This window comes from Pseudomonas sp. MDT1-85, from assembly GCF_054898065.1.
In genome coordinates this window covers 1,870,707-1,887,346 of sequence record NZ_CM142715.1, presented here as the reverse complement: position 1 = coordinate 1,887,346, position 16,640 = coordinate 1,870,707, and the positions used below count along the sequence as shown (strand labels likewise).

10 protein-coding genes are annotated in these 16,640 nt (G+C 58.5%); 3 read left to right on the top strand and 7 right to left on the bottom strand.

Translation table 11 applies throughout. The annotated features are described in order from the left end of the window. The first annotated feature begins 43 nt into the window (after positions 1 to 43). Complete coding sequence (locus tag ACYZT2_RS08540; RefSeq protein ID WP_461971446.1) at positions 44 to 553, top strand: 6,7-dimethyl-8-ribityllumazine synthase; 510 nt, start codon at positions 44 to 46, stop codon at positions 551 to 553. Positions 554 to 722: 169 nt separating this feature from the next. Here ACYZT2_RS08540 and astE read toward each other — a convergent pair whose 3' ends face one another. The 7 genes from astE to ACYZT2_RS08505 all read right to left on the bottom strand — a co-directional run bounded on the left by astE (position 723) and on the right by ACYZT2_RS08505 (position 8,566). Then, positions 723 to 1,733, bottom strand: coding sequence for a succinylglutamate desuccinylase (gene astE, locus ACYZT2_RS08535; RefSeq protein ID WP_461971445.1), 1,011 nt, complete (start codon positions 1,731 to 1,733; stop codon positions 723 to 725). A gap of 12 nt (positions 1,734 to 1,745) precedes the next feature. After that, the gene (locus ACYZT2_RS08530) at positions 1,746 to 2,036 is read right to left on the bottom strand and encodes a hypothetical protein (RefSeq protein WP_007904718.1); all 291 of its coding nucleotides are present in this window, start codon (positions 2,034 to 2,036) and stop codon (positions 1,746 to 1,748) included. A gap of 24 nt (positions 2,037 to 2,060) precedes the next feature. After that, positions 2,061 to 3,407, bottom strand: a complete 1,347-nt coding sequence (gene astB / locus ACYZT2_RS08525; RefSeq protein ID WP_461971444.1) for an N-succinylarginine dihydrolase — start codon at positions 3,405 to 3,407, stop codon at positions 2,061 to 2,063. Positions 3,408 to 3,549: 142 nt separating this feature from the next. After that, positions 3,550 to 5,019 carry a succinylglutamate-semialdehyde dehydrogenase gene (gene astD / locus ACYZT2_RS08520; protein WP_461973035.1) on the bottom strand — a complete coding sequence of 490 codons (1,470 nt, stop codon included), beginning with the start codon at positions 5,017 to 5,019 and terminating at the stop codon, positions 3,550 to 3,552. Next, positions 5,016 to 6,041 carry an arginine N-succinyltransferase gene (gene astA, locus ACYZT2_RS08515; protein ID WP_253553719.1) on the bottom strand — a complete coding sequence of 342 codons (1,026 nt, stop codon included), beginning with the start codon at positions 6,039 to 6,041 and terminating at the stop codon, positions 5,016 to 5,018. Before astA ends, astD begins: the two co-directional genes overlap by 4 nt. A gap of 87 nt (positions 6,042 to 6,128) precedes the next feature. Then, positions 6,129 to 7,148 (bottom strand): arginine/ornithine succinyltransferase subunit alpha, encoded by a 1,020-nt coding sequence (gene aruF / locus ACYZT2_RS08510; RefSeq protein ID WP_258699497.1) that lies wholly within the window; start codon positions 7,146 to 7,148, stop codon positions 6,129 to 6,131. A 197-nt stretch (positions 7,149 to 7,345) separates the two neighbouring features. After that, positions 7,346 to 8,566 carry an aspartate aminotransferase family protein gene (locus ACYZT2_RS08505; RefSeq protein WP_447788805.1) on the bottom strand — a complete coding sequence of 407 codons (1,221 nt, stop codon included), beginning with the start codon at positions 8,564 to 8,566 and terminating at the stop codon, positions 7,346 to 7,348. A gap of 303 nt (positions 8,567 to 8,869) precedes the next feature. Here ACYZT2_RS08505 and ACYZT2_RS08500 point away from each other — a divergent pair, with 303 nt between their 5' ends. Both ACYZT2_RS08500 and ACYZT2_RS08495 read left to right on the top strand, forming a co-directional pair. Beyond that, entirely contained in the window at positions 8,870 to 12,160 is a 3,291-nt protein-coding gene (locus tag ACYZT2_RS08500; RefSeq protein ID WP_461971443.1) for a dermonecrotic toxin domain-containing protein, read from the top strand. A 144-nt stretch (positions 12,161 to 12,304) separates the two neighbouring features. Further along, on the top strand, positions 12,305 to 16,618 hold the full coding sequence (locus ACYZT2_RS08495) for a leucine-rich repeat domain-containing protein (RefSeq protein ID WP_461971442.1): 4,314 nt from the start codon (positions 12,305 to 12,307) through the stop codon (positions 16,616 to 16,618). Positions 16,619 to 16,640: the final 22 nt, after the last annotated feature.

The window sequence follows — 16,640 nt, the reverse complement described above, 5'->3', positions numbered from 1 at the left end:
CGATTCATAACGCCCTGTTTTTCACACAAACAGGAGTCAGAACATGCAACCCACCGCAATCGATAGCAAAAGCAAAAACCATCAGAGCGAGCGCGTCGCGTTCATCCAGGCCTGCTGGCACAAGGAAATCGTCGATCAGAGCCGTAAAGGCTTCGTCGCCGAAATGATTGCTCAGGGTTATCAGGAGTCGGACATCGATTTCTTCGAGGTCGGCGGCGCCTTTGAAATCCCGCTGCACGCCAAACTGCTGGCCAAGTCCGGCCGTTATGCCGGCATCGTCGCAGCAGGCCTGGTGGTCGACGGCGGCATCTATCGCCACGAATTCGTCGCCCAGTCGGTGATCAGCGGCCTGATGCAGGTTCAGCTGGAAACTGAAGTGCCGGTGTTCTCGGTGGTTTTGACCCCGCACCACTTCCATGCTGGCGAAGAACATCAGAAGTTCTTCTTCGAGCATTTCGTGCATAAAGGTCAGGAAGCGGCGAAGACGTGTACGGATACGCTGCACAAGATGCGCGTGTTGCGTCGCAGTGAGCCACGCGCGGTAGCCGTCTAAAACACAACGTCTGTGGTTGGGGTGAGGTCTTTGGCTTCACTCAAATCAAATGTGGGAGCGAGCCTGCTCGCGATGGAGGATTGTCAGTCGACGACTGTGTTGACGGACACACCGCTATCGCGAGCAGGCTCGCTCCCACATGGGTTTTATGTCTGGCCTGAGATCCGGGTCAGGCGAGGTTTTCGTCGATAGTCGGCACGATCAGGATGCCGGCACGCAGGCCGTTCTTGACCTTGGGGTTCGGGAAGATGATCCGGGCGCCCTTCTCTTCGATGACCCAGCGAGTATTGGCGATATCCTCGGCCAGCACATACCCCACTTTCAACTCCGAAAAGTTTTCGATATCCGCCGGCAGGTTCAGGCGGAAGCTATCGCTGTGCTTGATGACTTCCCGCGCGACGCTGAACAACTGCAAGCCATCCAGCCCTTCGTCGGTGATTGGCGGCTCGGTGCCTTCGATGATCTGCTTCAGGCGGGTTTCAAGAAGGTCGACGTTGACCCCGTCGTTCTGCCCGAACGGCCGGGCCTTGCCCAGCTCCAGGGTGAAGGACTCGGCATCGAGCTTGTCGTAGGTGTAGGAGCTGAAGACGATGGAGGGTTTGTTCTGCAGCAGCACCGCTTCCATGCCGGCAGCGCGCAGGCGAGCCAGTTCCAGGCGTGAATGCTGACGACCTTCTTTCCAGGGGTACAAGGCGAACTGCTCGATTTTCGAGCCACGGATCGCCGTGTGCAGGTCGTAGTGCAGGCGATTGCGGTCCGGCAGGCTGAAGAAAGTCGCCGCCAGCCGCTCCAGCTCACAAGCGCGTAACGCCTCGGAACCGCTGGTTTGTTCGTGACGGCCGTTGAACAGCCGATTGACGTCCTGCTCGATAAAACGCTCGCCGCGGCGGATGGCCTCGGGGTTGCCGAACAGAAACAGAATACGTGCGCACGGCTTCAAGTCACCGCGGGCGATGTCATGCAACAGGCGATCGAGCAGCTCGATCGGCGCTGTCTCGTTGCCATGGATGCCCGCCGAGAGCAGCAGGTCCAGGCCATTGTCGCGAGCCTCAGGTGGCCGGACTTCCAGCGCACCTTCGCTCAACCAGCGCATCCGCACGCCTTCGACAGTCAGTTGAGTCTTCTCCGCCGGTTCGCGGCCGGCGAGGGTCAGTTCAAGCAGTTTGCCGAGGGCGAGCATAGAGCGGTTTCCTTAGTGGTCGTGATTGCAATCCGGGCCGTGCACGTGGTCCTCATCATCACCGACGTCGGCCGGTTCCATCTCCAGTTGCAGACTTACCAGATTAGTCGCCAATGGGCGCAGCAGCAGGTTTGCGTATTCAGCGTCACCTTCTTCGACGTCTACGCCGATCAGCAACTGGCCACGGCCGTCCTGCTGGATCCACAGCTCTTTGCCTTGCCACATGACCGCGACGCGGGTGCAGGAAGTTTCCAGTTGCGTGCCGTCGGTGTCTTCAAGGATCAGCTGCAGGGTATCGCTCATGTTTTACGCTCTCGTTTGAGACTTTCAATTGATCTGGAATGGATAAACCGCGCCCAGTTTAAGGATTTGCGTCAGTTCATCCAGTGCCGTCCGGCACTCAAGCAGCAATTGCGGGTCCGCGAGATCGTTTTCGGTCATGCGGTCGCGATAGTGCTTGTCGACCCATTCGGTCAACGTGCCGTACAACGGTGCCGTCATGATAACCCCTTGGTTGACGGCCGCCAGTTCGGTTTCATTGAGTGCGACGCGTAACCGCAGGCAAGCCGGGCCTCCGCCGTTCTGCATGCTCTGCTTGAGATCGAACACTTTCACTTCGCGGATCAGGCCGCCAGAGCTGGTCAGGCCTTGCAGGTATTGCCAGACACGCTCGTTGCCACGGCATTCTTCCGGCACGATCAACAGCATGGAGCCGTCAGGACGCGACAGCAGCTGGCTATTGAACAGGTAGGAACGAATGGCGTCTTCTACAGTGACCGCGGAACGCGGTACGCAGATCGACTGAAATTTCCCACCGAACTTGGCGAGTTTGCCGTGCAGTTCAGCGAGCATCTGCTCGGTGTCCAGGAAGGCGTCCTCGTGATAGAACAGCACTTCGCCGTTACCCACCGCGATCACGTCGTTGTGGAACACACCCTGATCGATCACCGAAGGGTTCTGCTGGGCAAAGACCACGCCGTCATCGCTCAGACCGTGCAGACGAGCGACGGCCTGGGACGCTTCGAGCGTCTGGCGTGCCGGGTATTTCTGCGGATTCGGGTAACGGGTGTCGAACGCGCTGCGACCGAACACGAAAAACTCGACGCCGGCTTCACCGTAGTCACGGCAGAAACGGGTGTGGTTGGCCGCGCCTTCGTCACCGAACTGTGCCACGGCCGGCAACGCGCCGTGGTGAGCGAAGTGCTTCTGATCGGCGAACATCGCCCCCAGTACGCGACTGGTGGTCGGGTGTTCGATGCTGCGGTGGTATTTGCAGTTCAGGTTGGCGGCGGTGAAATGCACGCGGCCATCCGCAGTGTCGGCGCTCGGGCTGACCGTGGCGGCGTTGGCCACCCACATGCTCGACGCCGAGCAATTGGCAACTAGCAGCGGCATGGCCTCTTTTGCGGCGCGCTCGATTACCTGAGCATCGGTACCGCTGAACCCCAGGCGGCGCAGTGCGGCCACGTCCGGACGTTCTTGCGGCGCCAAAACGCCTTGCTGAAAGCCCATTTCCATCAGTGCTTTCATCTTCGCCAGACCTTGCAGCGCGGCTTCCTTCGGGTTCGAAGATTGCTGGCTGTTGCTCTGGGACGCGACGTTGCCGTAGGACAGGCCGCCGTAGTTATGGGTCGGCCCCACTAGACCGTCAAAATTGACTTCATAGGATTTCATCAGCGAGGCTCCACGAGAATCTGTTGTTATAGGCATCAAGTATCAATTCAGTAAGACCGTGTTGCGGCCTTCGCGGGCAAGCCTCGCTCCTACAGGATTGTGCACAACCTTGTAGGAGCGAGGCTTGCCCGCGAAAGCGGTCTTACGACATCCGCACGCCTGGGGTCAGTGCTGTCGGCAAGGTCAGGCTCGGAGTTTCCAGCGAGGCCACCGGGTACGCGCAGTAATCTGCAGCGTAGTAGGCGCTGGCGCGATGGTTACCCGAGGCACCGACACCACCGAATGGTGCGCTGCTCGCCGCACCGGTCAACTGCTTGTTCCAGTTGACGATACCGGCGCGGCTTTCCAGCCAGAACTGCTGATAACGTGCTTCGGAATCCGACAGCAGACCGGCCGCAAGGCCATAGTCGGTGTCGTTGGCTTCAGCGATCGCCGCTTCGAAATCAGCGTAGCGGATCACTTGCAGCAGCGGACCGAACAGCTCTTCGTCCGGGCGATCGGCAACCGCCGTCACGTCCAGAATGCCAGGGGTCAGCAACGCTGCCTGAGCCTGGGGTTGAGTCATTTCCAAAAGCGCCACCGCACCGTTGGCCAGCAGATGTTCTTGCGCGTCCATCAGGGCTTTCGCAGCGCCGAGGGAAATCACCGAGCCCATGAACGGCGCCGGTTGCTGATCGAACGCACCGACTTCAATCGTCGAGCTGACCGCTACCAGACGCGCCAGCAGCGTATCGCCCCACGCGCCTTGCGGCACCAGCAAGCGGCGGGCACAGGTGCATCGCTGACCGGCAGAAATGAATGCCGACTGAATGATGGTGTAAACGGCGGCATCGAGGTCCGCGACCTGATCCACCACCAATGGATTGTTGCCGCCCATTTCCAGCGCGAGGATCTTGTCCGGACGACCGGCAAACTGCTGGTGCAGGTGATTGCCGGTACGGCTGGAACCGGTGAAGAACAGACCGTCGATGCCCGAGTTCGCCGCCAAGGCAATACCGGTTTCGCGAGCACCTTGCAGCAGGTTCAGCACGCCGGCCGGCAGACCGGCTTCGATCCAGCACTTGACCGTCAGTTCGGCAACTTTGGGGGTTAGCTCACTCGGTTTGAACAGCACACTGTTACCGGCCAGCAGCGCCGGCACGATGTGACCGTTCGGCAAGTGGCCGGGGAAGTTGTAAGGGCCGAACACTGCCACCACACCGTGTGGTTTGTGGCGCAACACCGCAGTGGCGTCGCCCAGCGGGCCGCTCTTCTCGCCGGTACGTTCGCGGTAGCTTTGCACCGAGATGGCAATCTTGTTGACCATGCTGGTGACTTCAGTCGCCGCTTCCCACAGGGGTTTGCCGGTTTCTTCACCGATGGTGCGAGCCAGCTCGTCAGCGTGATTCTTCAGCGCAGCGGCAAAGGCTTCCAGCACGCTGATGCGTTCTTCCAGGGTACGACGAGCCCAGCCCGGGAACGCCTGACGCGCAGCTTGTACAGCCGACTCGACCTGACCGGCCGTGGCGCCTTCGCCAGCCCACAGCACTTGCTGGGTTACCGGGTTTACCGATTGAAAGGTTTCACCCTGACCGGCCAGCCATTCACCGGCGATGTATAGCGAATTCATTATTTCGACTCCCGAGCAGCGGACAACGGAACGGCGCGCACTTGATCGCCGGCGTTGAGTTGAAGACGTTTGGCGGTCAGCGGATCGACCACCAAAGTACCGGCGGCGAAGCGTGCTGGCGCGGCAGTGATCCGGCAGTCTTCACGCTTGCGGTTATGAATCAGGAATGGCGTGGCGTCGTCACCCGGCGTGCCGATGGCCAGTACCAGCGCCTGGCTGTCGCGCACCGCGCGGATCTTGGTGGTTTCGCATTCCACCGCAGGGCCGGCATCGAAGATGTCGACGTAGCCTTGGTAGCTGAAACCTTCGCTCTTGAGCATCGACAGCGCCGGCTCGGTGTCCGGGTGAACCTGGCCGATCACGTTGCGCGCGTCTGGCGACAGGAAGCAGGTGTACAGCGGAAATTTCGGCATCAGTTCGGCGATGAACGCCTTGTTGCCCACGCCGGTGAGGTAATCGGCCTGGCTGAATTCCATCTTGAAGAAATGCCGACCCAGACTTTCCCAGAACGGCGAACGCCCGGCGTCATCGGACACACCGCGCATTTCGGCGATGATCTTGTTGCCGAACAGTTGCGGGAACTCGGCGATGAACAACATCCGCGCCTTGGCCAGCATGCGGCCGTTGAGGCCACTGCGGAAATCGGCATGCAGGAACAGCGAGCACAGTTCAGAGTTGCCGGTCAGGTCGTTGGCCAGGAACAGCGTCGGAATTTCGCGGTAGATATTCAGCTCTTGCGAGGCGCTGACGGTCAGGCCAACCCGGAAGTTGTACCAAGGCTCACGCAGGCCGACTGCCCCAGCGATGGCGGAAATGCCCACCACGCGGCCGTTGTCGTCTTCAAGTACGAACAGGTAGTCCGCATCGCCCCGCCCGGCTTCGCCGCGGAAGGTCTTCTCGGCCCAGCCGACCCGATGGGCCAGACGCTCTTCGTTGGCCGGCAAGGTGGTCAGGCCGGTGCCGGTGCTGCGGGCCAGGTCGATCAGAGCGGGTAAATCGCTGCTGCGTACGGGACGAACGATCATGCTATCTCCTCAAACGGGCCGCTTGAGCCACCCGTGAAACTCGCTGCTTTACTAAGCATTCATTCTTTATAGGCATAGCAGCAGGCGTTAAACCGCCACCAGGCGCACGCTGGCACCTTCACCGACGCCTAGGGCTTCGGCCGCTTCCAGATCCAGGGTTACTGGTTTGCCCGGCGCGTAATCGAGCTCAAGCAAAACGGCGCGGTAATCCTGCAACTGGGCGTTAGCCACCAGGTATTGACGACCGGCACCTTTGACCGGCTCGCCGATTTTCACCGGGACTACTCGGCTCTGGGCGATCGAACGGATCCCCGAGACGCGGGCATGTAGAGTCGGACCACCGTCGAAAATGTCGATGTAGTGATCGGTCTCGAAGCCTTCGCGCATCAGGATGTCGAAAGTGATCTGGGCACGTGGGTGCACCTGGCCCATCGCCTCTTGAGCGGAGTCCGGCAGCAATGGCACGTAGATCGGGTAATGCGGCATCAGCTCGGCCAGGAACGTGCGGCTTTTCAGACCACACAGACGCTCGGCGGCGGCGTAGTTGAGGTCGAAGAAGTTGCGACCGATGGCATCCCAGAACGGCGAATCGCCATTTTCGTCGCTGTAACCGACGATTTCGGTCACCACGGAATCGGCAAAGCGTTCCGGATGGCTGGCCACGAACAACAGGCGACCACGGGAATTGAGCTCCGCCCAAGGCGAACCCACTAGTTCACGCTGCACGTAGAAACTGGTCAGCAGACTGTTGCCGGTCAGGTCGTGGCACTGCGAGAGCACGTGGATCTTGTTGTGAATCTTCAGCTCGCGGGAGGCGTGCACGAAAGTTTCGTTTCGAAAGCTGTAGAACGGCTCGGAATAACCGGCCGAGGCAACGATGGCCGAACAGCCAACCAGCTTGCCGGTGGCGGTGTCTTCGAGGACGAAGAAATAGCTCTCTTCACCGTTGAAGCTGACTTCGGCGGCGAACGAGGCTTCGCTTGCGGCGATCTTGTCGCTCAGGCGTTCAACGTCATCCGGCAAGGAAGTGACACCAATCGGGCTGTCCGCAGCCAGACGCTGTACCTCGCCCAGATCAGCCATTTGCGCGGGGCGCATCACCAGCATGGTGTCACTCCTTTCTCTTAACTCTTTTGGGGGAAATAAGCCTGACCCTTGTAGGAGCGAAGCTTGCTCGCGAAGGTGTGTCAGCCACAGTGATGTCGACTGACACACCTTCGCGAGCAAGCTTCGCTCCTACAGAAGAGCGGGTCCGGCATAAAATTGGGTTCGACGCCTGAACAGTTCAGGCGCCGAAGGCACTATCAGGCTTGCGTCAGCTTCGCCGCGGCGCGTTCAAAACGGTCGAGACCAGCATCGATATCGGCGTCTTCAACCACCAGGCTTGGCGCAAAACGAATCACGTCCGGGCCCGCTTGCAGAATCATCAGGCCTTCACGCTCGGCGGCGTTGAAGATGTCCTTGGCCTTGCCTTTCCAGGCATCGCTCAGCACGCAACCAAGCAGCAGGCCCAGACCGCGGACTTCAGTGAAGAGGCCGTACTTCTCGCCGATCTGCTCAAGACGGGTCTTGAACTTGTCGTGCTTGGCATTGACGCCGCTCAGCACTTCGGGCGTGTTGATGACATCGATCACCGCTTCAGCGACAGCGCACGCCAGCGGGTTGCCGCCATATGTGGTGCCGTGGGTGCCGACTACCAGGTGTTTGGCCAGGTCTTCAGTGGTCAGCATCGCCGCGATCGGGAAACCGCCGCCCAGGCTCTTGGCGCTGGTCAGGATGTCCGGGGTCACGCCGTAATGCTGATAGGCGAACAGCTTGCCGCTGCGGCCCATGCCGGTCTGAACTTCGTCGAAAACCAGCAGCGCGTTATGCGCGTCGCACAGTTCACGAGCACCTTGCAGGTAAGACAGCTCGGCCGGCAGTACGCCGCCTTCGCCCTGGATCGGCTCCAGAACTACCGCGCACGTCTTGTCGGAAACAGCGGCTTTCAGCGCGGCCAGATCATTGTAAGGCACGTGAGTGATGCCGGTGATCTTCGGACCGAAGCCGTCGGAGTACTTCGACTGGCCACCGACATTCACGGTGAACAGGGTACGGCCGTGGAAGCTGTTGAGCGCGGCAACGATTTCGTACTTCTCGGTACCGAAACGGTCATGGGCCACGCGACGGGCCAGCTTGAAGGCGGCCTCGTTGGCTTCGGCGCCAGAGTTGCAGAAGAACACGCGCTCGGCAAAAGTGGCGTCGACCAGCTTATGGGCCAGGCGCAAGGCCGGCTCATTGGTGAACACGTTGGATACGTGCCACAACTTGTTCGCCTGCTCGGTCAATGCAGCAACCAGCGCAGGGTGCGCATGGCCCAATACGTTAACGGCAATCCCGCCCGCGAAGTCGATCAGCTCGCGGCCAGACTGGTCCCAAACACGGGAACCGGCACCACGCACAGGAATGAAAGCGGCTGGCGCGTAGTTGGGAACCATTACCTGGTCGAAATCGGCGCGTTCTACCGCAGCGTGCTCAACGGACATCGGAGTCTCCTGAAGAGGAACACTCGCCTGAAACTGGCGAGCGATGGGGGGATTGTAAGGACAGTTTTCAGCCCGGCCTTGCCGCCAAGCGACAACTTCTTATAGCGCAAACACAGGTTTGGCCCGGGTTTACGGCAATGCGACAAATAGCGTCGCAAAGGCGCAGTTTAACTGCCGCCGCCAATTAGCGGCAGGTTGCAGAGGATACCAACTCAACCTCGCGGCAAAGATATAAATATGTACCGCACAAGGGTGGCCACTTGCTGATTTGCTGCGCGTTCTATTCAACGCCAAGGAATGGCCATGCATTTGTCTGAAGGACAACCGGCAACCCCGCCCGACACGAACGACCCGCGACATCCCGACGATCACTATCTGCCCCTGAAAAACGCAATTCCCGACTGGCTGGGCAACGCTTCATCCGCCCGGCGTGAGGCACTCCAGAAAACTCAGCCGCAGCTTTCCGCGCGACTCCACGCCGCGCCGGCCGCACAACACGTGGAGATGAAAACTCTCAGTGCGGCACACATGGCCGCACAAAGTGCGGTCGATCGAAGCCTGGAGCACTTGCAAGACGCGAGTAACTTTGCCGAACCCTTGCTCAAGGAACAGCTCAAGAACAGCTTCGATCTGGATGTGGATGTGCGAAACACATTTATGCGTTTGTACATTCCCGCGACCACGCCGTGGTTTCCGATCAAGACCGGTACACGCGCCTGGACCATCTCACTGCTGGACGCCGCGCTGCACAACTTCGAAGAAAAGGAAACGTACGAAAACGCGTTCGAAGCCGAATCGACCTACATCACCCGCCCCTCTTCTACCGGCCAGTTCGACACACTGCCGGCGATCAAGTCGAAACTGAGTATCGCGGCGTTCACCCAACTGTGTCGAAAACTGGATATCGGCGCCAAGTACAAGGCCCATCTCGAAAACAATCTGGGTTACTCCGATTCGTTCGTCGCCACGGTACTGCGACGAAAAATGGACACCAGCGAAAAAGCCGCCATGAAAGCTGCCCTGCAATGGGCGCGGATGAACCGCGATATCTCGGAAAGTAACTTTCGCCTGATCGACGCCCTGCTTGAGGGGATGAAAGGCATATACATCAAAGGGGCGCCAGTGTTGTGTCATGACATGTCGATGTTGGCCGCCCCACTCACCGGTATCGTCGTATTTGCCGCCGATCTGTACGTGTCGCGCACTACCGCACAAGTAGTGGCGTACGTCCCGAATGACCCTGAGCATCCATTCAAGGAATACGCTTCGGCATTCGAGATGGTTGTCGAACTGACCCGCCAGTTACGCTCGAAAGACTACCAACAGTTTTTCAGCCGATTCGTGAACCACGAGCAGCGTGGGTATTTCTTCAGCACCCTGAACAGCCGCCTGAGCCAAATGAAATGGCATCCCCATGAGCCCGGAAGTTCTCTGCCCGCTTGGCGTGAAGCTGAAGTCGAACGACCGGATCTGCAAGCGGCCCTCACCGCGTTCCATGACAATCTGTGGCAGCACCTGCATCAGGCAAAACTGAACAAGATCTTCAACGACGCACGCGTGATTGCCGTGCCCACCGCATCGGTGGATCAGAAAGCGCGCTGGGCGTTCTGGGATTCGGTGGTCAACATCGTTTCCACGATTGTGCAGACCGCAGCGCTTATTGTTGCTCCGTTCGTGCCGGTGCTGGGTGAAGCGATGATGGCGTACATGGCCTATCAAATGCTCGATGAAGCCTTCGAAGGGATCATCGAATGGGCGCAAGGCCGCACCACCGAAGCCTTCGAACACCTGATGGGCACTGTGGAATCACTGGTCCAGTTGGGAACCTTTGCAATGGGTGGCGCAATTGGCGCCGGTGAATTTCGCAAGGTCTTACCCAAAGAAATCGTCGCGTTCATCGACCGCTTCAAGCCTGTCGAACTGGCCAGCGGTCAAACCCGCTATTGGGAACCGGATCTGGCACGCTATGAGCAGAAAAGTCTACCTGACGCGAATTCCACACCCAATGAACTGGGCCTGCATGAGCACCAGGGCAAACAACTGCTGCCACTCGAAGACGCACACTTTGCAGTCACCGAAAGCAACATCCCCGGCCAATACCGCATCGAACACCCGACCCGCCCCGACGCCTACCAACCGCGGGTGCGACACAACAGCAATGGCGCCTGGCACACCGAACTCGAACGCCCGCTGGAGTGGGACAAGCCCGCGACGCTACGCCGGATCGGCCCCTCGGTGGAATCGTTTTCCGATGCCGAGCGCGAAACGATACTTGAGGTCAGCGGCGTCAGCGAAGATGCCGTGCGCAAAATGCATGTCGAACAGCAAACGTTGCCGCCGCTGCTCGCCGACAGCATCCAGCGTTTCAAGATCGATCAGCAGTTACGCCAGTTTATCGACCAGCTCGATAGCGATGTGAGCGAAGAGTACCTGCGTGCCGATCCCGTCACGCAACTGCAACTGCTGACGGAACAGGGTCGCTGGTCAAGTGGCAAACGCCTGCGTCTGGTTGATCAACAGGGCGAACTCGTCTGGCAGTCCTCCAGCGATGAAACCTTGCCGCTGACCGAGATTCGCCAGGACAGTCTGATCGACGGTGACCTGCTCAAGACCTTGCTCTGCTCTCTGGATGAATCGCAAACCAAAGCCCTGCTCGCCGAACAGTTCGGCGGACCGACGCCTGCTCTGGACACACGCACGCAAACACTGCGCAAGCAACTGGCCCTCCTCGCACGGCGCCACAGAAGCACGCTCTTCGAATCACGATACCAGGCACTCCAGCGCATCGACGACCCGTTGGCGCAAAAACTTGCGCAACACAATCCAGACCTGCCTGCCAGCGTCACCCGCGAGCTGCTCGACACCGCCACCGGTGGCGAGGTGGTGCAGATCAGCGAAGGGCAATTACCGCCGCGCCAACAGGAACTGATGCAACTGGCCCAGCAGGAAGTGCGCGTCACCCGCGCCTACGAAGGGCTGCAAATCGATTCCGTGAGCAATCCCGACTCCGACACTCTGGCGTTGCACAGTCTCCGACATCTGCCCGGGAGCGGTGATGTGCGGATCGAAATGCGCGATGGACGTTATGAAGGGCCGGTACTCAGCAGCATTGGAAGCGAAGATGCTCCAGCGCGCAAAGTCCTGGTTCGTCAGAGCGACGGCCGCTATCAGCCCTACGACGATCGCGGACAGGAATTGCATTCGGTAACCGACTTCTACACGAGTCTCTTGTATGCCCTGCCGGATGGGGAACGCCGAATTCTGAACATTCAGATTGGTCAGGGTGATGCGCTGAAAGCGGCGATCCGCGAGCGAACACTGGAGCGCAGCGAGCTTCGCGAGGTCCTTTCCGATTCGCCGGTTCAGCCACCCGTCGTCGATACCTTGCGGTTACTGGGCACTGACGGTTACCCCCACCGCCCCCCTGCTCCGCACACTCTTGTGCAGGATATCCGGGCGCTTTACCCGACTATTTCGGACCAGGAAATGCACTTCATGGCCCAACGTATCGGGAGCAATCCACTCGGCTCGCGTGCAGAGATTTTGCGTCTGCAAACCGAGTACCTTCAATTACAGAACGACCTGCAAATCTAGGCCAACACTCTCCCCGTCACGCATCCCGTCACCCGTGCCCCCCTCACAGCGCTAGAGAAAACCGTAGAGATTCAGAACCGCCGACTGCTCAGGGAGGAGTTATTGAGGGGCTGGCGACGGGAAAACGCCGACCCCGGCACTCAGTTGGGTGTAGCTTCCGGTCACACCGTCAGACTCGCGCAACCCTTCCTCGGCGATCTGCCCGTGCTGTCCGCAGATTTCAGTCATATCACCACACTGTCGATCAATGGCAACGCCAGTACCGCTGGCCTCGACAATTTTCTGCGCAGGTTTACGCGACTAATGTACCTGGACGCGCACAACCTCAGCCTGCCAAACCTGCCACAGGCCATCTCCTCGATGCCGGGTCTTCGCCATTTGATCCTGCGCAACTGTGGGATCGGCTTTAATACAGCCATCCAACCCGTGCTTGCCTCCCTTTCCGATCTCACGCTGCTGGATCTGCAAGGCAATGCACTGGGTGTGGCTCCCGACCTGCACGCCATGCCCTCGTTACGTCACGTCAACCTCGCCGACACCAGAATCGCCACACTGCCAGCCAATGTACTGGACCATCCAAACCTGATCACTGGCAGGTTCGATGGCAACCAGATCAAGCATGTGCCCGAAGAGTTTTTCAACCTGGCCAGCTCGCTCAGTGACGGTTACACCTTCGCAAACAATCCCCTGTCATCCGTCTCTCGAGAGCAGGTAAAAACTTTTTTCAATCACACCGGGAAACACTTCGGCGCCCATCCCGAAGCGGCCGATCTGCTGCGCACGACTGCGCTGTTTCCATCCCTCGACACAGAGCAAGCCAGTGCATTGCTGTATCGTTTGCCGGGCACACTGGGGGCCGGTCGGGCCCAGCTCGCGGCCTGGGAAGCCGAGATCACTCAATTGAACGTGGAACTCGGCCAATGGGTCAGCCAGGCGCCAACGCTCGACCCTGTGTCCGGCGAACCTTTGACGATCAACGAGCAAGCACGCGAACTGAACGCCCGAACCGCCTTCGCGCAAAACGTTGACTACTTCTGGCGCAGCAGGAGTGCATTCACTCGCAACAGCGAACTGGAGGCCACCCTTGAATTCATGGGTGACATGCCAGTGCTTAGCGCAAATTTCGATCATGTGTCCAGATTGACTCTGACGGGTAACCCAAACATCTCTGTCATGGCGCCATTCGTACAGCTGTTCCCGAATCTGACCTCACTGCAGTTGCACGCTTTCGAGCTGGAACCGGTTGCGCTTGGAGCGATCAACCTGCCTTGGCTGACTGAGCTGGAACTGAAAAACTGCGGAGTGATGCTGACATCTGAAAATGAGGCAACACTGCTTTCATTCAACGGACTGCGAACGCTGGAATTGAGCAACAATCCATTGGGGACTTTCCCCGACTTGAACCTGTTGCCTGAACTGACTTACATCGACCTGTCCAATTGCGGCCTCACCGTCGTTCCGACCGGATTGAATACCCATCCAAAACTGCGAACCGTGATTCTCAGTGACAACAGCATCAAGGAAATTCCCGACATCGTGTTTTATATGCCTGCCGAACGCACCGACGGCTTCGACTTTTCCGACAATAAACTGTCACCCGCCACACGCAACAAGATAAAAACCTACTACCGCACAAATCAGCAAGACTTTGACGTGCGCGCCGATGCTGCCGACATCGCCCTGGCGCAAGAACTGTTCCCTTCGCTGGATCAGCAAGAGGCCAGCGATATGATCTACGACTTGCCCGGAACCCTGGCCGATAGCCGGGCTCAGCTTGATCGCTGGGAAGCGGAGCTGGCTCAAATGTCAAACGATCTCGCTTTGTGGGCCCCCAGGGTACCCAGCATTCACCCCGTCACCGGCCAAGTGTTTACAGCCATTGAACTGTTCGACCAGTACGCGGCCCGATCAGAGTTCAAACAGCATCTGGAACGGTTCTGGCGTCGCAGGTTGACAGAGTCCGGAATGCGCGATGATGAGTTCACTTCAGAGTTGCGGTTCATCGGTGACATGCCTCAGCTGACGGCGGACTTCTCCCACGTTTCGACGCTAAGACTCAAAGGCAACGCCACGATCAGTGATATCCGTTCGTTCGTTGAACTGTTTCCGAGTGCGCAAACTCTGGAGATGAATAATTTTGCGCTAAACGAAATACCGCAGTTCATCACCCATCTACCCCAACTCAAAGAGCTCACCCTGAACCACTGCGGTGTGACCCTTACGAGCGCTGGCCAGAACTCGCTTGAGGCATTGAGCGATCTTGAACTTCTTGATCTGAGTGATAACACGTTGCAGAGCGTACCTGATCTCCAGAACCTACCGGCCATACACGATGTTCGGCTAGCCAATACCGGCATTTCCGCCCTGCCCAACGGCATCGCCAATCATCCAAATCTGAGAAATGCCTTGTTGAATGGCAACAACATTGCAGATCTGCCTGAAACGTTTTTCAACCTGAACCTGGATCTCGCCGATGGCGTCAATCTTGCCGACAACCCACTGTCCCCTACAGTTCGGGAGCGCATCAAGACGTACTACGTTGAAAACGGTCGTGACTTTGGCATACAGCCGCCGGCAAGTGATATCACCAGAGCGCAGGCACTGTTTCCGTGGATGGACAGCGACGATGCCAGTCACATGATCTATCACCTGCCCGGAACGCTGGAGGCCGGCAGCGCCCAACTGATGCGCTGGGAAGCAGAAATCGCGCAAATGATCAGCGACCTGAATGCCTGGAGTGTGGACATACCAGCGCGCGCCCCTTCCACAGGGCAAATCTGGAGCGCGACTGAAAGGGCGGCGGAACAGGCCGCCAGAAATCAGTTCAGCCAGGTACTGAAGAGATTCTGGCGCGGCAGGCGCACGGACAGACGGGAACTGCGGCTCAACACGCTTACGGTCGACGCAATGTTTACCGGTGAGTTTCCAGCGCTGACTGCCGACTTCAACCATGTCACTCACTTGATCATGCAGGGTAATACGGCCCTGAATGTTTCTGATGGTTTCCTGACATGCTTCCGCGGCTTGCAGGGTCTGGAACTGCGTGGATTCGCTTTGGGCCGGCTACCTTCGGCGCTGACCAGCATGCCAGCACTTGAATCGCTGATACTGAGTAACTGTGGTGTCGTACTCGATGAGACGGGGCAATCTGTGTTGTCCGCATTGAGCCGTTTGAAGTCGCTGGACATGTACAACAATAGGTTACGCGCGGTGCCGGATGTGACATCGCTGTCAGCGTTGACCTTTCTGGACCTGACTCGCACAGGCATCGATAGCGTTCCCGTCGGACTTGCGCAACTACCTCATCTGGAAATTGCTCTATTGAACGAAAACTTCATCGTGGAGTTGACGGACGACTTGGCCCCCTATTTGGGCCACGGCGTTGATCTGGGTACCAATCCTTTATCACCCGCGTCCAGAGAACGGATAAAAGCTTTTTACCAATCCCATGGCCAGGATCTCGGCGTCCGAGCCGATCCAGCAGACATGGCGTTGGCGCAAGCGCTATACCCGCAATTGAACGGCGCCGACGCCAGCGACTTCGTTTATCAACTGCCCGGCACGCTGACAGAGGGGCGCCTTGAATTGCTGCGTCGACAAACCGAACTCGCCACCCTGCTCAGTGAGCTGGACGTGTGGGCGAACGAAGTTCCACACGATCCTGTTACGCAAACCGCACTGGATGGCGCAGCGCTGTCAGAGGAAAAAGCCAACCGGGTGCGCTTCAGAGTGACTCTGGAACAACGCTTGCGCGAATCCCCCTTGGACCGCTTCGGCACCGATTTCAACTGCGATATGTCGTTCATCGGCGAGCTGCCGCCGCTGTCCGGACGCTTCGACCATGTGCGCAAACTGACCCTGACCAGCAGCGCAAATACGCATCCACGGGTCGACCGACTGCTTGAGCTTTTCCCGAACCTCACCGCCCTGGATATTCGGGATTACCCACTCAATGAGTTTCCCTCTACGGTTTTGCGCATGAGCAAGTTGGAGAACCTGGTCCTGCGAAATTGCCGCATCACATTGAGCGAAGACGCGGTGCGAGACCTCGGCGCCATGCAAAACCTCCGTTCGCTCAACCTTGAGAACAACCCGCTGAAAAAAACACCCGGCGTAACAAACATGCAACAGCTTCGCTCACTGCATTTGCGCAATACCGAACTCAGCGAGTTACCGACAGGGCTACTGGAACTTCCTTACTTGATGTACGCAGACCTTTCCGACAATGCGATCAGCGAGCTGCCGATCCGATTGCTCTCTCGTCCTGCCAACATGACGGCCACTTACAATTTCAGTGGCAATCGATTGAGCCCGCAGAGCCAGCAACATCTGGCGACTTACAACGCGGCGAACGAACTGCGATTGCTTGAAGAACGAACAAATCGCGCGAGCCTTTATGAAGCGCTCGACAATTTCGAGGACTCGGACTTTTCCGATGGAATAGAGGATCCACAGTGAGTGCAGTTGTCGCTGGTCAGCG